Genomic DNA, 17,016 nt, shown 5'->3' on the forward strand with positions numbered 1-17,016 from the left:
CCCTGACCCCGACCCCCTGACCCAGGAGCACCGCATGAGCGCCGCCATCCACCCCTTCCCGGGTCGCGACCCCAACCGGGCTCCGCACCACGGCACCGAGGCGGATCTCCTGGCCGAACTCGCCGCGGCCGTCGGTGCTCCAGCCCGGGCCTCGGCCGCGCGCCGGCCCTCGACCGTGACGGCCCTGCCCCCGGTGGGTGCGGCCGGCTCCAACGACCTGGTCGTGGTCGGGTCGCCGGTGCGTGGCCGGCGGGCGCTGGTGGTCGTGGTGGCCACGCTGGTCCTGGCGATCGCCTTCGCCCTGCTGGCCGGGTTCGGTGGTGCCAGTGCCGACGGGGACGCGCCCGTGGCGGCGACCGTGACGCTCGAGGGCGGCGAGACCCTGTGGGGGATCGCCCAGGAGATCACGCCCGCCGACGACGACGTCCGCACCACGGTGGCCGCGATCATGGACCTCAACGACTTCACCTCGCCGACCCTGCCCGCGGGCACGATCGTGCGACTGCCCGAGATGGCGGGCTGAGGCGACCGTCGTGGATGGCTCGAACGAGCTATTTGCGCGTTCAGCGCACGGTTTCGTTGGTTTCTGACCCGTCGAGCAAACCGCCGACGTTCAGGCTGCGAATCACCTCATGAGCCCGGTGCCTTGCGCCGCCCCGTCAAGTCACCGGGCCTCCCTGGTCGATGCGCCGGCGACATCAGTCGCCGGCGCATCGCCGTGTGTCACTCCGTGACACATTCGAGTTTGCTCGCCGCGTGTTGCTTCGCAACACATGGAGTTTGCTCGCCTAGGGGCTCGCAAACGTCCACGGGCGCCTGCGGTGCATGCTGAATGTCGGAGGAAGTGACTCTGGGCGGCTGGGTTCAGGGTTTTGGGGGGGCGTCCTTGCGGAGCTCGGAGAGCTCGGACTCGAAGTCCTCGGGTCCCTGGAAGTTCTTGTAGACCGACGCGAACCGGACGTAGGCCACCGGGTCGAGGTCACGCAGCTCGCCCAGCACCGCCAGCCCGACCTGCTCGGACGTCACCTCGTTGCCGCCCTCCCGTCGCAGCCGCGCCTCGACGGCCACGGCGGCCGCCCGCAGGTCCTCGAGCGGGACCCGGTTCTTGGCCGCACGCGACATCCCCTCCAGCACGTTCTCGCGGGAGAACGTCGTCGTGGTGCCACTGCGCTTCACGACGACCAGCGGGGGCTGCTCGATCCGCTCGAAGGTGGTGAAGCGCCGTCCGCAGGTGCCGCACTCACGCCGGCGGCGGATCGCGGTGCCGTCGTCGGCGGGTCGCGAGTCGACGACGTGGTCGTCGTCGGCCGCACACACGGGACAGCGCACGACAGGGACCTTTCGGAGGAGAACCGGAATCCTGGCCCGGCACCGAGGCGAACGTACTCGGGGCAGGGTCAGATGAGGATGCCGCGGTCGCGCAGGCCGGTGACCTCGTCGGGGTCCATGCCGGCGTCGCCCAGCAGGTCGTCGACGGCCCTGACGTCGGACCGGGTGGTCGGGACGGCGCTCGGCGTGGCCGAGAACCGTGGCGCCGGGGCGGGCTGCATCCGCCCGTCCACCTCGACGTGGGTCTGGCGGGCGGCGAGGTGGGGGTGGGACGGCGCCTCGTCCAGGGTCAGGACGGGGGCGTAGCAGGCATCGGTCCCCGCCAGCAGGTCGTCCCACTCGGCCAGCGGTCGCGTGGCCACGACCGCTGCCAGCGCCTCCGACAGCTCCTCCCAGTGGCGTGGGTCGTCCCCGTCCTCGAAGCGCTCGTCGAGGTCGAGCAGGCGGACGAGTTCCGCCCGAAACCGTGGCTCGATCGGTCCGAGCGCGAGCCAGCGTCCGTCGGCGCAGCGGTAGGTGTCGTAGAACCACGCCCCGGAGTCGAGCAGGTTGGTGCCACGCTCCGGGCGCCGCAGCCCCGTGTCGGCCAGGTCACGGGCCATCGCCATCAGGCTGCTCGCGCCGTCCACCATCGCGGCGTCGACGACCTGCCCGGTGCCGGTGGCACGGGCGTGCAGGATCCCGGCCAGCATCCCGATGACCAGGTAGGTCGCGCCGCCCCCGAAGTCGCCGACCAGGTTCAGCGGCACGGTCGGTGGTGCCCCGCGTCGCCCGATCGCGTCCAGGGCGCCCGTCACGGCGACGTAGTCGATGTCGTGGCCGGCGGCCTGCGCCCACGGTCCCTCCTGGCCCCAGCCGGTCATCCGCCCGACGACCAGCGCCGGGTTGTCGGCCAGCAGGACATCGGGTCCCAGCCCGATCCGCTCGAGCACGCCCGGGCGGTAGCCCTCCACCAGGCCGTCGGCGACGGTGGCCAGGCGTCGGACGACCGCCACCCCGTCCGGGTCCTTGAGGTCCACGCCCAGCCGCACCCGGCTGCGATTGATGATCCCGTGGCCCACTGGGTCCACGGCGCCGGGCCGGTCGACGCGCACGACCCGGGCCCCGAGGTCGGCCAGCAGCATCCCGGCGAACGGCGCCGGTCCGATCCCGGCCAGCTCCACGATCGTCGTGCCGGCCAGTGGTCCCGCCATCCGCCGCGTCCTGTCGTCGGGTCGGGACGCTAGCGGCGCAGGTGGTGGGGGGACAGCCCGGGCCGTCCGCCCGAGTGCTATCGTCTGGCCGTTTCCTCGTGCGAGAGGCGGCGTGGCCCGGCCACGCCCGAGGGTCACCCCGATGGGCACGGACGCCTGGATCACCGTCGCGGTGCTGGTCGTGGCGTTCGCCGCGCTGGCGTCGGATCGCCTCCCGCCGTCGGCGATCGTGCTGGCGGCCACGGTCTCGCTGCTGCTGCTCGACGTCATCACCGTGGACCAGGCGCTGGCAGGCTTCTCCAGCCCCGCCCCGCTGACCGTGGCGGCGCTGTACGTCGTCGCCCGGGCCGCCCAGAAGACCGGACTGCTCGCCCCGGTGACCGCCCAGCTGATCGGCGAGGGGCGGCGCTGGACCGACCTGGTCCGGCTCGTGGTCCCCACGGCCGGCGTGTCGTCGCTGCTGAACAACACGCCCCTGGTGGCCATGCTGGTGCCCGACATCGTCAAGGCCTGCGAGCAGCGTCGGATCGCGGCGTCGCGCTTCCTCATGCCCCTGTCCTTCGCCGCGATCCTGGGCGGGACGCTCACGGTCCTGGGCACCTCGACCAACCTCGTCGTGTCGGGTTTGCTCCAGGAGGTCGGCGAGGAGCCGTTCGGCCTGTTCGAGTTGACCCCGGTGTCCGGCCCGACGGCCGTCGTCGGGCTGGCGGTGATGGTCGTCGTCGCCTGGTGGCTGGTCCCGGTCCGGGTCAGCGCCGCGGGCCAGGCGACCGAGGACGTCCGCGAGTTCGTGATGGCGATGGAGGTCGTCGCCGGGGGACCGCTCGACCGGGCCCGCCTGGGTGACACGACGCTGGTCGGGCGACGGCACGTGTTCGTCGTGCAGGTCACCCGCGGGGACACGGTCATCGCGCCGGTGGACCTCGACGTCGTGCTGGCCGGGGGCGACCGGATCGCGTTCGCCGGGCAGGTCGAACAGGTCGTCGACCTCTACCGGGTCGCCGGGCTGCGTTCCAGTGCGGGCGAGCGGGTCGAGGAGGTCGCCCGCCCCGGCCAGCGCCTGCACGTCGCGGTCGTCGGCCGCACGTCGCCCGCGGCAGGCCACACGCTGGAGGAGGTCGACTTCCTCGCCCGGTACCAGGCCGCCGTGCTCGCGGTGCACCGGGACGGCCACCGCCTGACCGACGAGCCCCGCGACGTGCGGCTGCGTGCCGCGGACACGCTGATCCTGCTGGCTGACGAGGACTTCCCCGAGCTGTGGCGCGAGCGACCCGACTTCCTGGTCATCGCGCCGACCGGGGGCGACCCACCCCACGCCGGCAGGCGTGCCCCGCTCGTGGCGGCCATCACCGTCGCCATGGTGGCGATCGCGGCCTTCGGCTGGCTGAGCATCCTCGAGGCGGCGCTGCTGGCCGCGGGCGCCCTGGTGGCGACCGGCACGCTGTCGGCCACCGACGTCCGCGAGGCGATCGACCTGGACGTCATCGTGCTGATCGCCGCGTCGTTCGGCCTCGGCGCCGCCCTGGAGGTGACCGGGGTCGCCGACCTGCTGGCCGGCGCGATCGTGGGCGCCTTCGACGGGTTCGGGACCGCCGGGATCGTGTTCGGCCTGCTGCTGTCGGTGTCCCTGCTGACCGAGCTGGTGACCAACAACGCGGCGGTCGTGGTCGTGTTCCCCATCATGACCGGGATCGTGGGCCGGACCGGGCTGGACCTGCGGACCATGGCCGTGGGCATCGCCATCGCCGCGTCGGCGTCGTTCATGACCCCGATCGGCTATCAGACCAACACGATCGTGTACGGGCCGGGCGGCTACCGGTTCACCGACTACCTGCGGGTGGGCGTCCCGCTCAACTTCGCCGTGGTCGCGATGGCGACGGCGATGATCATGGTCGTGGCACCGGCCTGACCGACCCGACCGGCATCGGCGTCGGCGCCGCGCCGCGTCCCATTAGCCTCGGGGTCCGAGGTCCGCACCGGACCGCGACACCGAGACCAGGACGGGGCCGACGCCATGGACCAGCTCGCGGTTGGCACGGCCGTGGAGACCGAGCACGGTCACGACGTGGCGGTGTCCGCCCCCGGTGCCCTGTGCGGACCACCCGGCGTGCTGCAGGGCGGCCTGTCGACGGCCGTGCTGGCCCGGGCAGCCGTGGCGGTCGACGACGGTCGGCCGAGCCGGGTCGTGGCCCGGCTGCATCGGCCCACCCCGACCGACACCGAGCTCGTCGCCACGGTCACGGCCCCGTCCGACGACACCGAGGCGCCGGTCGCGTCGGCGCGCTCGACCTGGCAGGTCGCGACGTCCGTCGCAGGTGGGCCACCCGACGAACCGCTCGTCACCGGCCTGGTCGCCATCGGGGGACGCGCGGGCGACGCCGACGACCACGACGACCTGGTCGACATCGCCCTGCGTGACCCGCTGCCTCGTCCGCAGGCGGTCCCGGCCGCTCCCCACTGCGTCGTGTGTGGCGCGCGCAACCCCGACGGCCTGCACCTGTTCCCGGGTTGGTGCCCCGACGGTGCGGTGGTCGAGGCGTGGGAGGGCGAGGAGGCCCAGGCCGGGCCGGGCGGCACGTTCGTCCGCCCCGAGGTCGTCGCCGCGATCCTGGACTGCCCGACGGTGTGGGCGGCCCGGGACCACCTCCGCGCCAACGGCCATGGCGGGGCGATGCTGGGGGGCATGGACGTGACCTGGTACTCCCGGCTGCCGGTCGGCGAGGCCGTCCGGGTCGGGGCCGTCATGGACCACGCCGACGGTCGCAAGATCCGTGCGCGGGCCGGCCTGGTCGGGCGCGACGGGATGCTCTACGCGGTCGCCTCGTGCTTCCAGGTGGGCGTGGCGACCTTCCCCGGCGCCGACCCCGACCTCGACCCGTTCGGCGACGACCTCGATGAAGAAGAAGAGGGTTGGTCGTGATCGTGGAGGACCCGCGTGCGGACGAGCGCACGACCCTGACCCAGTCGCTGGACCTGCAGCGTGCGATCTTCCGGTGGAAGTGCCGTGGCCTCGACCGGGCCGGCATGACCGCGACCCGGGAGCCGTCGACGCTCCACCTGGCCGGCCTGGCCAAGCACCTCGCCGTCGTGGAGGAGGGCTGGTTCGCCGACTTCTTCGCCGGCGAGGACTCCTCGTCGCCCTGGGCCGACGTCGACTGGGACGCCGACGAGGACTGGGACTTCACGTCGGCCGCCGACGACGACCCGGCCGCGCTGATGGGCTGGCTCGACGCGGCCTGCGAACGCAGCCGGGCGATCGTCGCCGACACCGCGAGCCTCGACCAGCTGTCGGTCCGCGAGAACGTGCGCGGTCACGTCAGCCTGCGCTGGATCCTCGTGCACATGATCGAGGAGTACGCCCGCCACAACGGCCACGCCGACCTGCTGCGCGAGGGCGTCGACGGCGCGACGGGCGACCTGCCACCCGAGCACCCCCTCCACTGACCCCCGGGCCCGGGCGGGCCCGGCCGGACCTCGGCCCGGGCGCCGAGGTTCAGGCGGGCGGGGGAGGTGGTGGCATCGGCGTGGTGTCGTCGCGCGCGCCCGGGATCTCGACGGTGTCGTCGGATGACGACGTCGACGGCGGGGGTGGCGGCGGCGGTGGTGCGGACGACGGGCCGGTCCCGGTGGTGGGTGGCGGGGCTTGGCCCGAGGACGTGGCGGGCGGCGGCGCGGTCGTCGGCCAGCCCGAGGCGTCCGCACCGTCCACCGGTGCGCCGTCGGCCGTCGCCGGCTGACTGCGCCGACGCATCAGCAGGAACGCGACCGCGGCGAGCACGAGCAACAGGACCACGGCCAGCAGGATCCACAGCAGGTTGTTCGCGCCGCCCGGCTCGGCGTTGGCCACGGCCATGAACTCGTTGGCCCCGGTCAGCGACGGCTCCCACGTGACGGTCGTGCCCTCGACCTCGCCGTTGGTCTCGAGCACCTCGCCGGGGAAGGTCACCGAGACCTCGAGTTCGGCGTCGCCCAGGAACAGGCTCGGGTCGATCCCGAGGTCCTCGGACCCGGCCAGGTCCTCGGTGCTGCCCATGTCCATGTTCCCCGACATCCGGAACACGTCGCCGTCCCGCTCGATGCGAAGGGCACCGGCCTCGCCGTTGTTGTTGAACTCCTCGAGCGGGACGGCCTCGACGACGAAGCGCTGGCCGATGAAGTCCTCGTCCTCCCACTCCTCGACGGTGACGCCCTCGACGTCGGACGGCACCGGCGCCAGGTCCTCGCCCATCAGGTCGTCCAGCGATCCACCACCCATCTCGAGCAGGGCACGGTCGAAGCCCAGGATGATCTCGCCGCTGACGGTGTCGTCGGACGACACGGTCAGGTCGGTGTCGAACTTGATGCAGCCGGCCAGCAGCAGCGCCACCGCCGCGACCACCAGCAGCCGCGCCCCCGAGCGCCGACGTGTCGTTGTCTGTCGTGACATCCCGGTTCCCCTCGGATCGTTGGCCTCGATCCTAGGCGAGGACCTCGTCAGGCATCGACGTCGGCGGGCAGCGGCATGCGATCGCGTTGCGCCGGGTCCTCGGCCGTCACGACGGGGGAGGGGTCGGCACCCCTGCGGTGCAGCAGGGTGCGTCCCTCGCGGCCGTCGTCGTCGGTCCAGTCGTTGATCAGCTGCAGGTTGCCGTCCGCGCCGGTCTGGATGACCAGGCGTCCGGTGCCGGTGATCAGCGAGCCGTCCTCGATCCGGTGGTAGTCCTGGACGTAGCGGTAGTCGACGACGTCGTTGTGGAGGATCCCGGCCAGCTCGCCGTCGGAGACCTCGTGGGAGGCGAAGGTCGCGGTGACCCGCGCGCCCTCCTGCAGGAACCGGAAGGTCAGCCCGTGGGAGCCGACCGTCGGCCCGTCCAGGACGTCCTCGACGTCGAACACCAGGCCGTGCAGGTCGTAGCTGCCGCCGTCGGGGCGGTGGCGGTCCGCCTCCCAGTCCCGCCGGGTCAGCGCATAGGCCCACAACTCGGCCGGTGGGGCGTCGTCGCTCGTGACCCAGTCGCGGTAGCGGGCCTCCATCCGGAAGCCGGCGGCGTTGAACGCACGCTGCATCGGGAGGTTGCGCTCGTGGACCTGGCCGGCGATCCGCGACAGGTCGGGGTCGTCGGCGAAGTGGTGGTCGGCGATCTTGCGCAGGACCTCGCGCCCGATGCCCTGGCCCCGCCGGTCGGCCAGCAGCCGGATGTGCAGCACCGCGTCACCACTGTCGATCCCGGTCAGCAGGATGAATCCCACGGGTTCGCCGTTGAGCATGATCGCCCAGCCCCACCGGTCCTCGGCGGCCCAGCGACCCGTGTCGAGGTCGTCGGCGAGGCTGGGGAGGTCGAAGCCCAGCGAGGGTGCGAGCGTGGACGACGTCGCGTCGTTGACGGCGAGGACCCAGTCCAGGTCGGACAGGGTCAGCAGTCGCAGCCGGATCTCGTCGGCGAGGTTCGGTCGGTCGGCCATCTCGGCCCCTTCCTCGGGTCGCTCGTTCCCGGCACGTCCAGCGTGCCAGACGGGGTGGCCGGTTGTCTCGGCCACTCGGGGGGAACGGTGATTCGCGCCGCCGCTCAGGTGTCGTCGTGACCGGGGGTGATGTCGCCCGGCAGGTCCTCGCGCGCGGCCGGGTCGGCGGCGGCCTCCTCCGGGTCCTCGACCTCCGTGTCCAGGCTGCCGCCGGGCCCCCCCAGTGGTGCTGAGGGCGCTGCACCGGCGGTCGCGGCCGTCAGCAGGCCGGCTCGACCACGCAGGCGCAGCTCGTTGCCGACCGCCGCGAGGACGGCGGCGATCGGGACCGAGATGAACGCCCCGATGATGCCGGCGATCGCGGCTCCGGCGCCCAGGGCGACCAGCACCACGATGGGGTGCAGGGCCACCGCGCGACGCATGATGATCGGCTGGAGCACGTTGCCCTCGACCTGCTGGACGCCGATCACGACCGCCAGGGCCAGCAGCGCGGTGACGATCCCACCGTCGGCGAGCGCCACGAGCACGGCGACGAGCCCGGCGATGAAGGCGCCGATGACCGGGAGGAAGCCACCGAAGAACACCAGCAGCATCAGCGGCAGGACCAGCGGGACCCCGAGCAGCAGCAACCCCAGGCCGATCCCCAGGGCATCGATGGCGGCGATCGCCGCGGTGCCGCGCACGTAGCCCGACAGGGCCGACCAGGCGCGCTGGCCGATCGCGCTGGCGGTGGGCCGGTGGTTCGACGACAGCAGCCCCCGGACCCAGGCCACCATGACGTCGCCGTCCTTGACGATGAAGAACAGCAGGACGACGGTCAGGGCCAGCCCGGCCAGGAACTGGCCGGCGACCGACAGTCCGGACACGATGCTGCCGACGACCTGGGAGCCGCCACCCCCACCCGAGAGCATCGCGCTGCGGACCTGGTCGAGCACCTGTCCGAGGTCCACCTCGATCCCGAACGGGCTGTCCTCCAGCCAGGCGATCACGGCGTCGGAGCCGTCCTGGATCGTCTCGCCCAGCTCGCCGATCTGGTCCACGAAGCCCGGGCCGATCGCGGCGAACAGGCCGACCAGCACCACCAGCCCGCCGATGACGACGATCGCCGCCGACAGGGCCGGCGGCACGCCGCGCCGCACGAGGCGCTCGCGCAGCGGCCAGCACAGCGTCGTGAGCACGATCGCGATGATGAGCGGGAGGGTGACGACCAGCAGTTGGGCCATGAACCGCAGCACGACCCACGTGACCACGCCCAGGATCCCGAGGCGCCATCCCCAGCCGGCGGCGAGCCGCAGCCACGCCGGGGGCTGGGCCACCATCGAGTTGTCGGCGTCGGCCCACCGTTGACCGCGCGGACCGTCGGGATCGGCCACCGTGGACGGGTCGTCCCGGTCGCGGTCGGGCGCCGCCTCGGTGGAGGCGTCGGGGGGGAGGTCCATGACCATCCTCGGGTCGGGGCGTCGCGCGTGCCGTCGGCGACGGGACATGGCACGTCGCATCGCGACGGGGCACGGCGGTGGCGATCATAGGCTCCCGGTCGAGGACGGACCCCGGGGGGACCCCCCGCCTCGGTCGTGGCCGTGTGCGGGTCGATCGGCGGGCCGAGACAGCCGACCTGCGGGGATCGCCAGCGGTGGGGTAGGTTAGGGATACCTAACTTGGCGGGTTTCGCCCCGTCGACGCCCCGGTCCCCGTCCGCTTCCCCGTCCCCAGAGGTCGCGTCCGCATGCCCGTCCCCGCCCGCCGCCTGCTGGTGCTGCTGTCCGTGCTGGCCCTGCTCGCCTCCGGGTGCTCGGGGTTCGGCGACGATCAGGTCGTGCGGGTCTACTCCGGCCGCCACTACGACCTCGAGACCGCCTTCGAGCAGTTCGCCGACGAGACCGGCACCAGCGTGGAGTTCCTGTACGGCTCGGACGCCGAGCTGCGCGAGCGGATCGTCGCCGAGGGCGAGGACACCCTCGCCGACGTCTACATGACCGTCGACGCCGGCAACCTCGCCCTGGCCGCCGACGAGGGCCTGTTCCAGCCGATCGAGTCCGAGATCCTGGACGAAGCCGTCCCCGAGAACCTCCGTGACCCCGACGGACTGTGGTACGGGCTGTCGTTGCGCGCCCGCACGATCGTCTACGACCCGGCCGACGTCGACCCGTCCGAGCTGTCGACCTACGACGCGCTGGCCGAGCCCGAATGGGCCGGTCGGCTGTGCCTGCGACGCTCGACCAACGTCTACACCCAGTCGCTGGTGGCCAGCCTGATCGCCAACGAGGGGCAGGAGCGGGCGCTGGAGATCGTGACGGGCTGGGCCGACAACGCGCGCATCCTGAACAACGACGTCGCGATCCTGGAAAACATCGCGGCCGGCTCGTGCGACGTCGGGATCACCAACCACTACTACCTCGCGCGACTCCTGGAGGACGACCCGGACTTCCCGGTCGAGGTGTTCTGGGCCAACCAGGACACCACCGGCGTGCACGTCAACGTGTCCGGCGCCGGCGTCACGGCCGAGGCCGACGACCCCGAGCTCGCCCAGGAGCTGATCGAGTGGCTCGCCACCGACGGCCAGGAGGCGTTCGTGTCGGGCAACCACGAGTACCCGGTCAACCCCGACGTCGCGCCGGACGAGCTGATCGCCGACTTCGGCGACTTCACGGTCGACCCGCTCAACGCGGCCGAGTTCGGCTCGCTCAACGCCGAGGCGATCCAGCTGATGGCCGAGGCGGGCTACGAGTGACATGAGCACCGCACCCGCCACCGAGGCCACCCCCGCCCACGCGCCGCTCCCACCGGCGCCGGGCTCGGCACGCCGACGCGGGGACGGGCGCCGCGGCTGGCGGCTCGCCACCGGCGTGATCGCCGTGCTGGTCGTGCTGCCGGTGGCGCTGGTCGCGGGCAGCATCCTCACCCCGAGCCTGGACGTGTGGCGCTTCCTGGTCGATGCGGGCCTGGGCTCGATGGTCGTGTCGACCGTGGTGCTGATGGTCGGCGTCGTGGCCGGCACGACCGTGCTTGGTGCCGGGCTCGCCTGGCTCGTGTCGACCTACACCTTCCCGGGGCGACGGGCGTTCGCGTGGCTGCTGGTGCTGCCACTGGCGGTGCCGTCCTACGTGCTCGCGTTCGTCGCGGTGTCGCTGCTGGACGCACCCGGTCCGCTGCAGACCTTCGCCCGCGACACCCTCGGCTGGTCGATCAACGTCGCCGCGCCGCAGGGCATGGGCATCGCGATCGTGGTGATGAGCCTGGCGCTGTACCCGTACGTCTACCTGCTGGCCCGGGCGGCGCTGGCCGAGCAGGGCGCGACCACCTACCTCGCCGCACGGACCCTCGGACGCGGACCGATGGAGGCCGCCCGCCGGGTCGTGCTGCCACTGGCCCGGCCGTCGCTGGCCGCCGCCGGGGCGCTGGTCGCGATGGAGACCCTGACCGACTTCGCGACGATCCAGTACTTCAACGTCCAGACGGTGTCGGTGGCGATCTACCAGGTGTGGAACGGGATGTTCGACCGTGCAGCCGCGACCGAGCTGGCCGCGCTGGTGCTGGTGTTCGCCGTCACGATCATCCTGGTGGAGCGCGCGATGCGGGGCCGGGCCCGCTACTCCCAGTCCGGTGGCCAGTCGCCCACGATCGAGCCGGTGCACCTGGCCGGGTGGAAGCGCTGGGCCGCGACCGGGGTGTGCACGCTGGTCGTGGGCGTGGCGTTCGTGGCGCCGGTGTTGCGGCTGGTGACCTGGTCGAGCATCTCGGTGCTGCAGTCCGCCGACGGTGGGTTCGACCCGCGCTACCTCGGCTACCTCGGCAACAGCGTCATGGTCGCGGTGATCACGGCCGTCGCCTGTGTCGCGGTCGCCGCGGTCGTGGTCAACGCCGCCCGGCTGACCCCCGACCGCCTGACCCGGACCTTCGCCCGCCTGACCACCATCGGCTACGCCGTGCCGGGCCCGGTCGTCGCCATCGGCGTGCTGCTGTCGCTGGCCGGCATCGACGCGGTGCTGGACGCGGCCGGGATCGGCTGGGGCGCGGCACTGGTCACCGGCTCGGTCGTCGGACTCGTGATCGCCTACGTGATCCGCTTCCTCGCACTGGCCACCAACTCGATGGAGGCCAGCCTCGACAAGGTGACCCGCTCGACCACCTCGTCCGCGCTGTCGCTGGGCGCGTCGCCGGCCCGGGTGGTGCGTCGCATCCACCTCCCGCTGATGCGCTCGGGCGTCGGGGTGGCGCTGGTGCTGGTCGCCGTCGACGCGCTCAAGGAACTGCCCGTCGTCCTGCTGCTGCGACCGTTCGGGTTCTCGACCCTGGCGGTCTGGGTCTACGAACTGGCCTCGGAGTCACTGTGGAACCTCGTCGGACTGCCCGCCCTGACCATCGTCGTGGTCGCCAGCATCCCGGTGCTGCTGCTGTTCCGCGCCCAGGTGCGGGTCCCGCGACCGGGGGAGGCGTCCTGATGGTCGATCGCCCGGACCAGCGCACCACGGCCACGGCCCCGACCGGGCACCCTGTGGGCATGCACGAGCACCCGACCGACCCGATCCCCACCACGGACCCGATCCTCCAGCTCGACGGTGTCACCCGTCGCTACGGATCGGTCGTGGCGGTCGACGATGTGTCGCTTCAGGTCGGGACCGGCGAGCTGCTGGTCATCGTCGGCCCCAGCGGCTGTGGCAAGACCACCCTGCTGCAGACCATCGCCGGGCTGACCGCCCCCGACGCCGGCCGGATCACGATCGCCGGCGAGGTCGTGACCGGCGACGGCCCGATGGTCCCGCCCGAGCGTCGCCGGGTGGGCGTCGTGTTCCAGGACCACGCCCTGTTCCCGCACCTGACCGTGGCCGACAACGTCGAGTTCGGGATCGCCCGGGACGCCGATCGTGCCGAGCGCCGACGCGAGGTGCTCGACCTGGTGCAGCTGCGCCACCTCGCCGACCGCTACCCCCACGAGCTGTCGGGCGGCGAGAAGCAGCGCATCGCGCTGGCCCGGGCGCTGGCGCCACGCCCGGCCGTGATGCTGCTGGACGAGCCGTTCTCGAGCCTGGACCCCAACCTGCGCACCGCCCTGCGCCAGCAGACCGCCGCGGTGTTGCGCGAGTCCGGCACGACCGCGGTGTTCGTCACCCACGACCAGGTCGAGGCGCTGTCGATCGGGGACCGGGTGGCGGTGCTGAATGCCGGCCGGCTCGAGCAGGTCGACCGTCCCCACACCGTGTTCGACGCCCCCGCCAGCCGGTTCGTCGCGAGCTTCCTGGGCGAGGCCGACATGGTCGCCGGGGTCGTCGTCGACGGCACCGCCGACACCGTCGTGGGTCGCGTCGGCGTGATCGACCCGGAGCTGTCCGGGCTGGCCGAGGTGATGGTGCGGCCCCACGAGGTCGTGCTGGACGCCGACCCCGAGGGTCTCGGCACGGTCCTGGGCTCGGAGTTCCGGGGCGGGCTGGTCCAGCACCGCGTGCGGCTGGCCGACGGCACCGTCCTGCGGGCCGACCGTCGTCACAGCGAGCAGCTGGCTGCCGGGTCCCGTGTCCGGGTCACCGTCGACGCCGGCCACCCCCTGGCCGCGTTCCCCGCCGGCGACGACGTCTCGTCGTCCTCCCCGGACACCGCGCCCACCCCCACCTGACACCGGCTCCCCGGCTCGGGGCGGATCCTCCGTCTTCTCGGGCTCGAAGCCTCTCCTCCGTCGTCGCCGGCCCGAAGCCGATCGTCCGTCGTCGCAGGCTGCTGGTCCGTCGTCGCGGGCCGCGACGTCCGGCCCGTTCGCCCCACCCGATGTGAGTTGGACGCAGCGATGTGAGTTCGACGCGTCACGGCGAGGAACTCACATCGCGATCACGAACTCACATCGCGATGGGTGGTCGGGCGCCCGGGGGCCCGAGGGCGCGGTGCGGTGCGACGGGAGTTCGCAGGGAGGTGGGGGCGGCGACGGCTGGCCCGTGGCCGCCGGCCCGGGCGCGGTGCGGCTCGCCGACGAGCTACTCGGAGGGCGACTCGCTGACGCCGGAGCCGCTGGCCGACTCGGACTCGGTCATCTCGGAGCCGGAGCCGCTGCCGGAGGCGTCCTCGGACTCGCTCATGCCCGACCCGGAACCGCTGCCCGACCCGGAGCCGGAGCCCGAGCCGCTGCCGGACCCGGAGCCGTCCTCCTCGGTGCCGATGTTGGTGACGTCGCCGTCGTCGTCAGCACCCCCGCAGGCGGCGGTGCCGAGCACCAGGGCGGCGGCGAGGGTGGCGTGGGCGATGGTCCTGGACGTGCGCATCATGACTCCGGGAACGGCGTCGGGAATGGGGGAGAGGTGAGCCTAACCTTCCCTCGGCCCCACCCGCCAGTCCGGGCGGACACCCCGAGTGGCTCAGGGGAGACCCGGGGTGCCTCACCCATCGGGGGGACGCGAGTGCGGTCGTAGCGTGCTCCGAGTTGGTCGCCGAACCCGGAGACGCCCGTGATCACCCTCGACACCCTGTCCAAGCACTACGGCGAGACCGTGGCCGTCGACCAGCTGACCGCCGAGGTCGCGCCCGGCCGGGTCACTGGCTTCCTGGGTCCCAACGGGGCCGGCAAGTCCACGACCATGCGGATGGTCGTGGGGCTGGACCGTCCCACCGCCGGCCGGGCGCTGGTCGGCGGCCACGCCTACAGCGACCTGCCGACCCCGCTGCGCCACGTCGGCGCCCTGCTGGACGCCGAGGCCTTCCACCCGGGCCGCCGCGGCCGCACCCACCTGGTCGCACTGGCCCGCAGCAACGGGATCCCGCTGGCCCGCGTCGACGAGGTGCTCGAAGAGGTCGGGATGGCGTCGGTCGCCCACCGCCGCGTCGGGGGCTACTCGCTCGGGATGCGCCAGCGGCTGGGCATCGCCGCGGCCCTGCTGGGCGACCCCGGCGTGCTGCTGTTCGACGAGTCGGTGAACGGCCTGGACTCCGACGGCGTGCGCTGGGTCCGTGACCTGCTCCGACGCCTGGCCGCCGAGGGCCGCACCGTGCTGGTCTCCAGCCACCTGATGAGCGAGATGCAGCAGACCGCCGACCACCTGCTGGTCATCGGCCGTGGGCGCCTGTTGGTCGACGCCCCGGTCGGCGAGGTGCTGGCCGGTGGTGCCGTCCTGGCGGTGCGGGTGCGCACCCCGGAGCCGGACCGCTTCGTCACCGCCATGGAGGGGCTCGCCGAGGTGCACCCGGCCGACGACGGTGACCCGCACGACCTGCTGGTGCACGGCACGACGGCGGTGCAGGTGGGTGAGGCCGCCTTCCGGGCCGGCGTGCCGTTGCACGGCCTGCGCGACCTCGAACGCTCGCTGGAGGACGCCTACGTCGACCTCACCACCGACAGCGTCGAGTACGTCGCCCGCCCGACCGTCCTGGAGAACGCCTGATGACCACGACCCTCAGCCCCACCCGCCCCGGCCAGGCCGGGGCCCGATCCGACCTGGCAGCGCCCGGCACGATGACCGTGCTGGCGCGGGCCGTCGCGGCCGACGCCGTGCGGCTGCGCAGCCTGCGGTCGACCTGGTGGTCGCTGGCCGCCGGCGCCGCCATGATGCTCGCCCTCGCGCTGGCCGTCGGGCTGGACGGGGAGGAGGTGGCCCCAGCGTGGCTGGCCGGCGAGATCGGGATCGTGTTCGCACAGTTCGCCCTGCTGGTGCCCGCCATGCTGCTGGTCACGTCGGACCACGCGACCGGGACGGTGCAGTCCACCCTGCTGTCGGTCCCGCGACGGGGCGTGCTGGCCGTCGCCCGCCTGCTCGTCGCGGTCAGCTCCACGGTCGTCGCGGCGGTCGTGCTGGCCGCGATCGCCGACGCCACGGCGTGGGTGGCCATGGGGCAGCCGGCGGACACGACCATCGGCGAGGTGGTCGCCAGCCTCGGCGACGTGGCGATCGTCATGGGGGTCGGGACCGTCCTGGTGGTGGGGACCGCGACCGTGTTGCGCAACGCCGCCGGCACCCTGACCGCGGCCTTCCTGGGCCTGCTGGTCCTGCCGGCGATGCTGCCCGAGTTCGGGGTGCCGTGGCTGGCCACGATCGGCGAGTCCCTGCCGGGTGCCGGGACGATGTCGATGCTCCAGGCGTTCGGCGACCCCCTGCTGTCGACCTCACGCGCCGTCGTGGTGATTGTCACCTGGGTGGTCGTCGCGGTCGTCGCGGCCACGTGGTCGCTGGTGCGTCGCGACGCCTGAGACGCCGCCGCGGACGAGCCCGCCCGACCGTGCTCAGCCGGTGACCGGCGCCGACACCACGGTCGGCGTCCCGTGCGCCAGCCAGCGGACGCGAGCCTCCACGTCGGGCGGGGCGCCGGCGAACGCCCGCTCGACGTCGGCACGTCCGTCCGCGAAGTGGCTCCAGCCCTCGTAGTGCACCGGCACGACGACCCGTGGCCGCAGCGCTGCGACCAGTTCCACGGCGTCGGCCCCCGTCATGCTGTAGCGCAGCGGGCCGGTCAGCCCGAAGCGGACCCCGCCCAGGTGCAGCACGGCCACGTCCACGTCCAGCCGTCGCACCACCTCCCGGGTGCCATCATGGGCGACCGTGTCACCCGAGACCCACACGTCCACCGGCTCCCGGCCGGGTCCCGACCCGGCCCCCGACGCACGGTCGTCCCACCGCAGGGCGAACCCGACCACCGCCCCCGCCACCGGGCGGCTGAGCGGCGGACCGTGGCGACACGGCGTGGCGGTCACGACCAGGTCCGGCCGGCCGGGCCCGACCACCCGGGTGGTGGCCCACGCGGCCAGGCCCCGGACATCGCCCGTCGTCTCGTCCAGTCTCCGTGCACCGGGCCGGGTCGTGACGACGATCGGCACGTCGGCCAGCAGCGCCCGCCCGGCGTCGTCGAGGTTGTCGGCGTGGTGGTCGTGGCTCAACAGGACGAGGTCGACCCGGCCCAGGTCCCCCATGGCCACGGCCGGGCCGACCAACTTGGTGGACGACGTGCCCCACCCGAACCCGTAGCGGCGCCCGGGCGGGTCGAAGGTCGGGTCGGTGAGGATCCGCCAGCCGCCGACCTCGAGCAGCACCGTCGGACCGCCGACATGGGTGATCGTCAGGTCGTCCATGCGTGCTGCCTC

At 73.2% G+C, this 17,016-nt stretch carries 16 protein-coding genes; 9 read left to right on the forward strand and 7 right to left on the reverse strand.

The window, feature by feature from the left end; genetic code table 11:
- Positions 1-523, forward strand: a 523-nt coding sequence (locus KR546_RS13160) for a LysM peptidoglycan-binding domain-containing protein (protein WP_238445179.1), incomplete at its 5' end; no start/stop codon positions are given.
- Between the two features lie 341 nt (positions 524-864).
- On the opposite strand, the gene nrdR is transcribed toward KR546_RS13160, so the two are convergent.
- Both nrdR and KR546_RS13170 read right to left on the reverse strand, forming a co-directional pair.
- Positions 865-1,329, reverse strand: a complete 465-nt coding sequence (gene nrdR / locus KR546_RS13165) for a transcriptional regulator NrdR (RefSeq protein ID WP_238445180.1) — start codon at positions 1,327-1,329, stop codon at positions 865-867.
- Between the two features lie 68 nt (positions 1,330-1,397).
- Entirely contained in the window at positions 1,398-2,522 is a 1,125-nt protein-coding gene (locus KR546_RS13170) for a CaiB/BaiF CoA transferase family protein (RefSeq protein ID WP_238445181.1), read from the reverse strand.
- Between the two features lie 142 nt (positions 2,523-2,664).
- Between KR546_RS13170 and KR546_RS13175 the strand changes: the two genes are divergently transcribed.
- The 3 genes from KR546_RS13175 (at position 2,665) to KR546_RS13185 (ending at position 5,966) form a co-directional block, all read left to right on the forward strand.
- Positions 2,665-4,431: an SLC13 family permease gene (locus KR546_RS13175; RefSeq protein ID WP_238445182.1), complete on the forward strand. Its 1,767-nt coding sequence runs from the start codon at positions 2,665-2,667 to the stop codon at positions 4,429-4,431.
- A 105-nt stretch (positions 4,432-4,536) separates the two neighbouring features.
- Positions 4,537-5,442: a hypothetical protein gene (locus KR546_RS13180; RefSeq protein WP_238445183.1), complete on the forward strand. Its 906-nt coding sequence runs from the start codon at positions 4,537-4,539 to the stop codon at positions 5,440-5,442.
- Entirely contained in the window at positions 5,439-5,966 is a 528-nt protein-coding gene (locus tag KR546_RS13185; protein WP_238445184.1) for a DinB family protein, read from the forward strand. Before KR546_RS13180 ends, KR546_RS13185 begins: the two co-directional genes overlap by 4 nt.
- Before the next feature lie 49 nt (positions 5,967-6,015).
- Here KR546_RS13185 and KR546_RS13190 read toward each other — a convergent pair whose 3' ends face one another.
- The 3 genes from KR546_RS13190 to KR546_RS13200 all read right to left on the reverse strand — a co-directional run bounded on the left by KR546_RS13190 (position 6,016) and on the right by KR546_RS13200 (position 9,403).
- On the reverse strand, positions 6,016-6,948 hold the full coding sequence (locus tag KR546_RS13190) for an LppM family (lipo)protein (protein WP_238445185.1): 933 nt from the start codon (positions 6,946-6,948) through the stop codon (positions 6,016-6,018).
- 47 nt (positions 6,949-6,995) lie between these two features.
- Entirely contained in the window at positions 6,996-7,964 is a 969-nt protein-coding gene (locus tag KR546_RS13195; protein ID WP_238445186.1) for a GNAT family N-acetyltransferase, read from the reverse strand.
- A 104-nt stretch (positions 7,965-8,068) separates the two neighbouring features.
- Positions 8,069-9,403 carry an AI-2E family transporter gene (locus KR546_RS13200; protein WP_238445187.1) on the reverse strand — a complete coding sequence of 445 codons (1,335 nt, stop codon included), beginning with the start codon at positions 9,401-9,403 and terminating at the stop codon, positions 8,069-8,071.
- Between the two features lie 287 nt (positions 9,404-9,690).
- Here KR546_RS13200 and KR546_RS13205 point away from each other — a divergent pair, with 287 nt between their 5' ends.
- Genes KR546_RS13205 through KR546_RS13215 form a run of 3 tightly spaced genes read left to right on the forward strand, consistent with a single transcriptional unit; the run spans position 9,691 to position 13,575 of the window.
- Positions 9,691-10,695, forward strand: coding sequence for an extracellular solute-binding protein (locus tag KR546_RS13205; RefSeq protein WP_238445188.1), 1,005 nt, complete (start codon positions 9,691-9,693; stop codon positions 10,693-10,695).
- A gap of 1 nt (position 10,696) precedes the next feature.
- On the forward strand, positions 10,697-12,406 hold the full coding sequence (locus KR546_RS13210; protein ID WP_238445189.1) for an ABC transporter permease: 1,710 nt from the start codon (positions 10,697-10,699) through the stop codon (positions 12,404-12,406).
- The gene (locus tag KR546_RS13215) at positions 12,406-13,575 is read left to right on the forward strand and encodes an ABC transporter ATP-binding protein (RefSeq protein ID WP_238445190.1); all 1,170 of its coding nucleotides are present in this window, start codon (positions 12,406-12,408) and stop codon (positions 13,573-13,575) included. The genes KR546_RS13210 and KR546_RS13215 overlap by 1 nt, the downstream gene beginning before the upstream one ends.
- A gap of 352 nt (positions 13,576-13,927) precedes the next feature.
- On the opposite strand, the gene KR546_RS13220 is transcribed toward KR546_RS13215, so the two are convergent.
- Entirely contained in the window at positions 13,928-14,212 is a 285-nt protein-coding gene (locus KR546_RS13220; RefSeq protein WP_238445191.1) for a hypothetical protein, read from the reverse strand.
- A gap of 183 nt (positions 14,213-14,395) precedes the next feature.
- Between KR546_RS13220 and KR546_RS13225 the strand changes: the two genes are divergently transcribed.
- Positions 14,396-15,325: an ATP-binding cassette domain-containing protein gene (locus tag KR546_RS13225; RefSeq protein ID WP_238445192.1), complete on the forward strand. Its 930-nt coding sequence runs from the start codon at positions 14,396-14,398 to the stop codon at positions 15,323-15,325.
- A complete protein-coding gene (locus KR546_RS13230) occupies positions 15,325-16,128 on the forward strand; it encodes a hypothetical protein (RefSeq protein ID WP_238445193.1) in 804 nt (267 codons plus the stop codon). Before KR546_RS13225 ends, KR546_RS13230 begins: the two co-directional genes overlap by 1 nt.
- A gap of 33 nt (positions 16,129-16,161) precedes the next feature.
- On the opposite strand, the gene KR546_RS13235 is transcribed toward KR546_RS13230, so the two are convergent.
- Positions 16,162-17,004 (reverse strand): MBL fold metallo-hydrolase, encoded by an 843-nt coding sequence (locus tag KR546_RS13235; RefSeq protein ID WP_238445194.1) that lies wholly within the window; start codon positions 17,002-17,004, stop codon positions 16,162-16,164.
- Between the last annotated feature and the right edge of the window lie 12 nt (positions 17,005-17,016).

This window comes from Salsipaludibacter albus, assembly GCF_019798055.1.
Lineage (GTDB): Bacteria > Actinomycetota > Nitriliruptoria > Nitriliruptorales > Nitriliruptoraceae > Salsipaludibacter > Salsipaludibacter albus.

Coding starts and splice junctions, on each gene's coding strand:
- KR546_RS13170 (WP_238445181.1), bottom strand. CDS start 2,522: ATGGCGGGACCACTGGCCGGCACGACGATCGTGGAGCTGGCCGGGATC.
- KR546_RS13175 (WP_238445182.1), top strand. CDS start 2,665: ATGGGCACGGACGCCTGGATCACCGTCGCGGTGCTGGTCGTGGCGTTC.
- KR546_RS13180 (WP_238445183.1), top strand. CDS start 4,537: ATGGACCAGCTCGCGGTTGGCACGGCCGTGGAGACCGAGCACGGTCAC.
- KR546_RS13190 (WP_238445185.1), bottom strand. CDS start 6,948: ATGTCACGACAGACAACGACACGTCGGCGCTCGGGGGCGCGGCTGCTG.
- KR546_RS13195 (WP_238445186.1), bottom strand. CDS start 7,964: ATGGCCGACCGACCGAACCTCGCCGACGAGATCCGGCTGCGACTGCTG.
- KR546_RS13200 (WP_238445187.1), bottom strand. CDS start 9,403: ATGGACCTCCCCCCCGACGCCTCCACCGAGGCGGCGCCCGACCGCGAC.
- KR546_RS13205 (WP_238445188.1), top strand. CDS start 9,691: ATGCCCGTCCCCGCCCGCCGCCTGCTGGTGCTGCTGTCCGTGCTGGCC.
- KR546_RS13210 (WP_238445189.1), top strand. CDS start 10,697: ATGAGCACCGCACCCGCCACCGAGGCCACCCCCGCCCACGCGCCGCTC.
- KR546_RS13215 (WP_238445190.1), top strand. CDS start 12,406: ATGGTCGATCGCCCGGACCAGCGCACCACGGCCACGGCCCCGACCGGG.
- KR546_RS13220 (WP_238445191.1), bottom strand. CDS start 14,212: ATGCGCACGTCCAGGACCATCGCCCACGCCACCCTCGCCGCCGCCCTG.
- KR546_RS13230 (WP_238445193.1), top strand. CDS start 15,325: ATGACCACGACCCTCAGCCCCACCCGCCCCGGCCAGGCCGGGGCCCGA.
- KR546_RS13235 (WP_238445194.1), bottom strand. CDS start 17,004: ATGGACGACCTGACGATCACCCATGTCGGCGGTCCGACGGTGCTGCTC.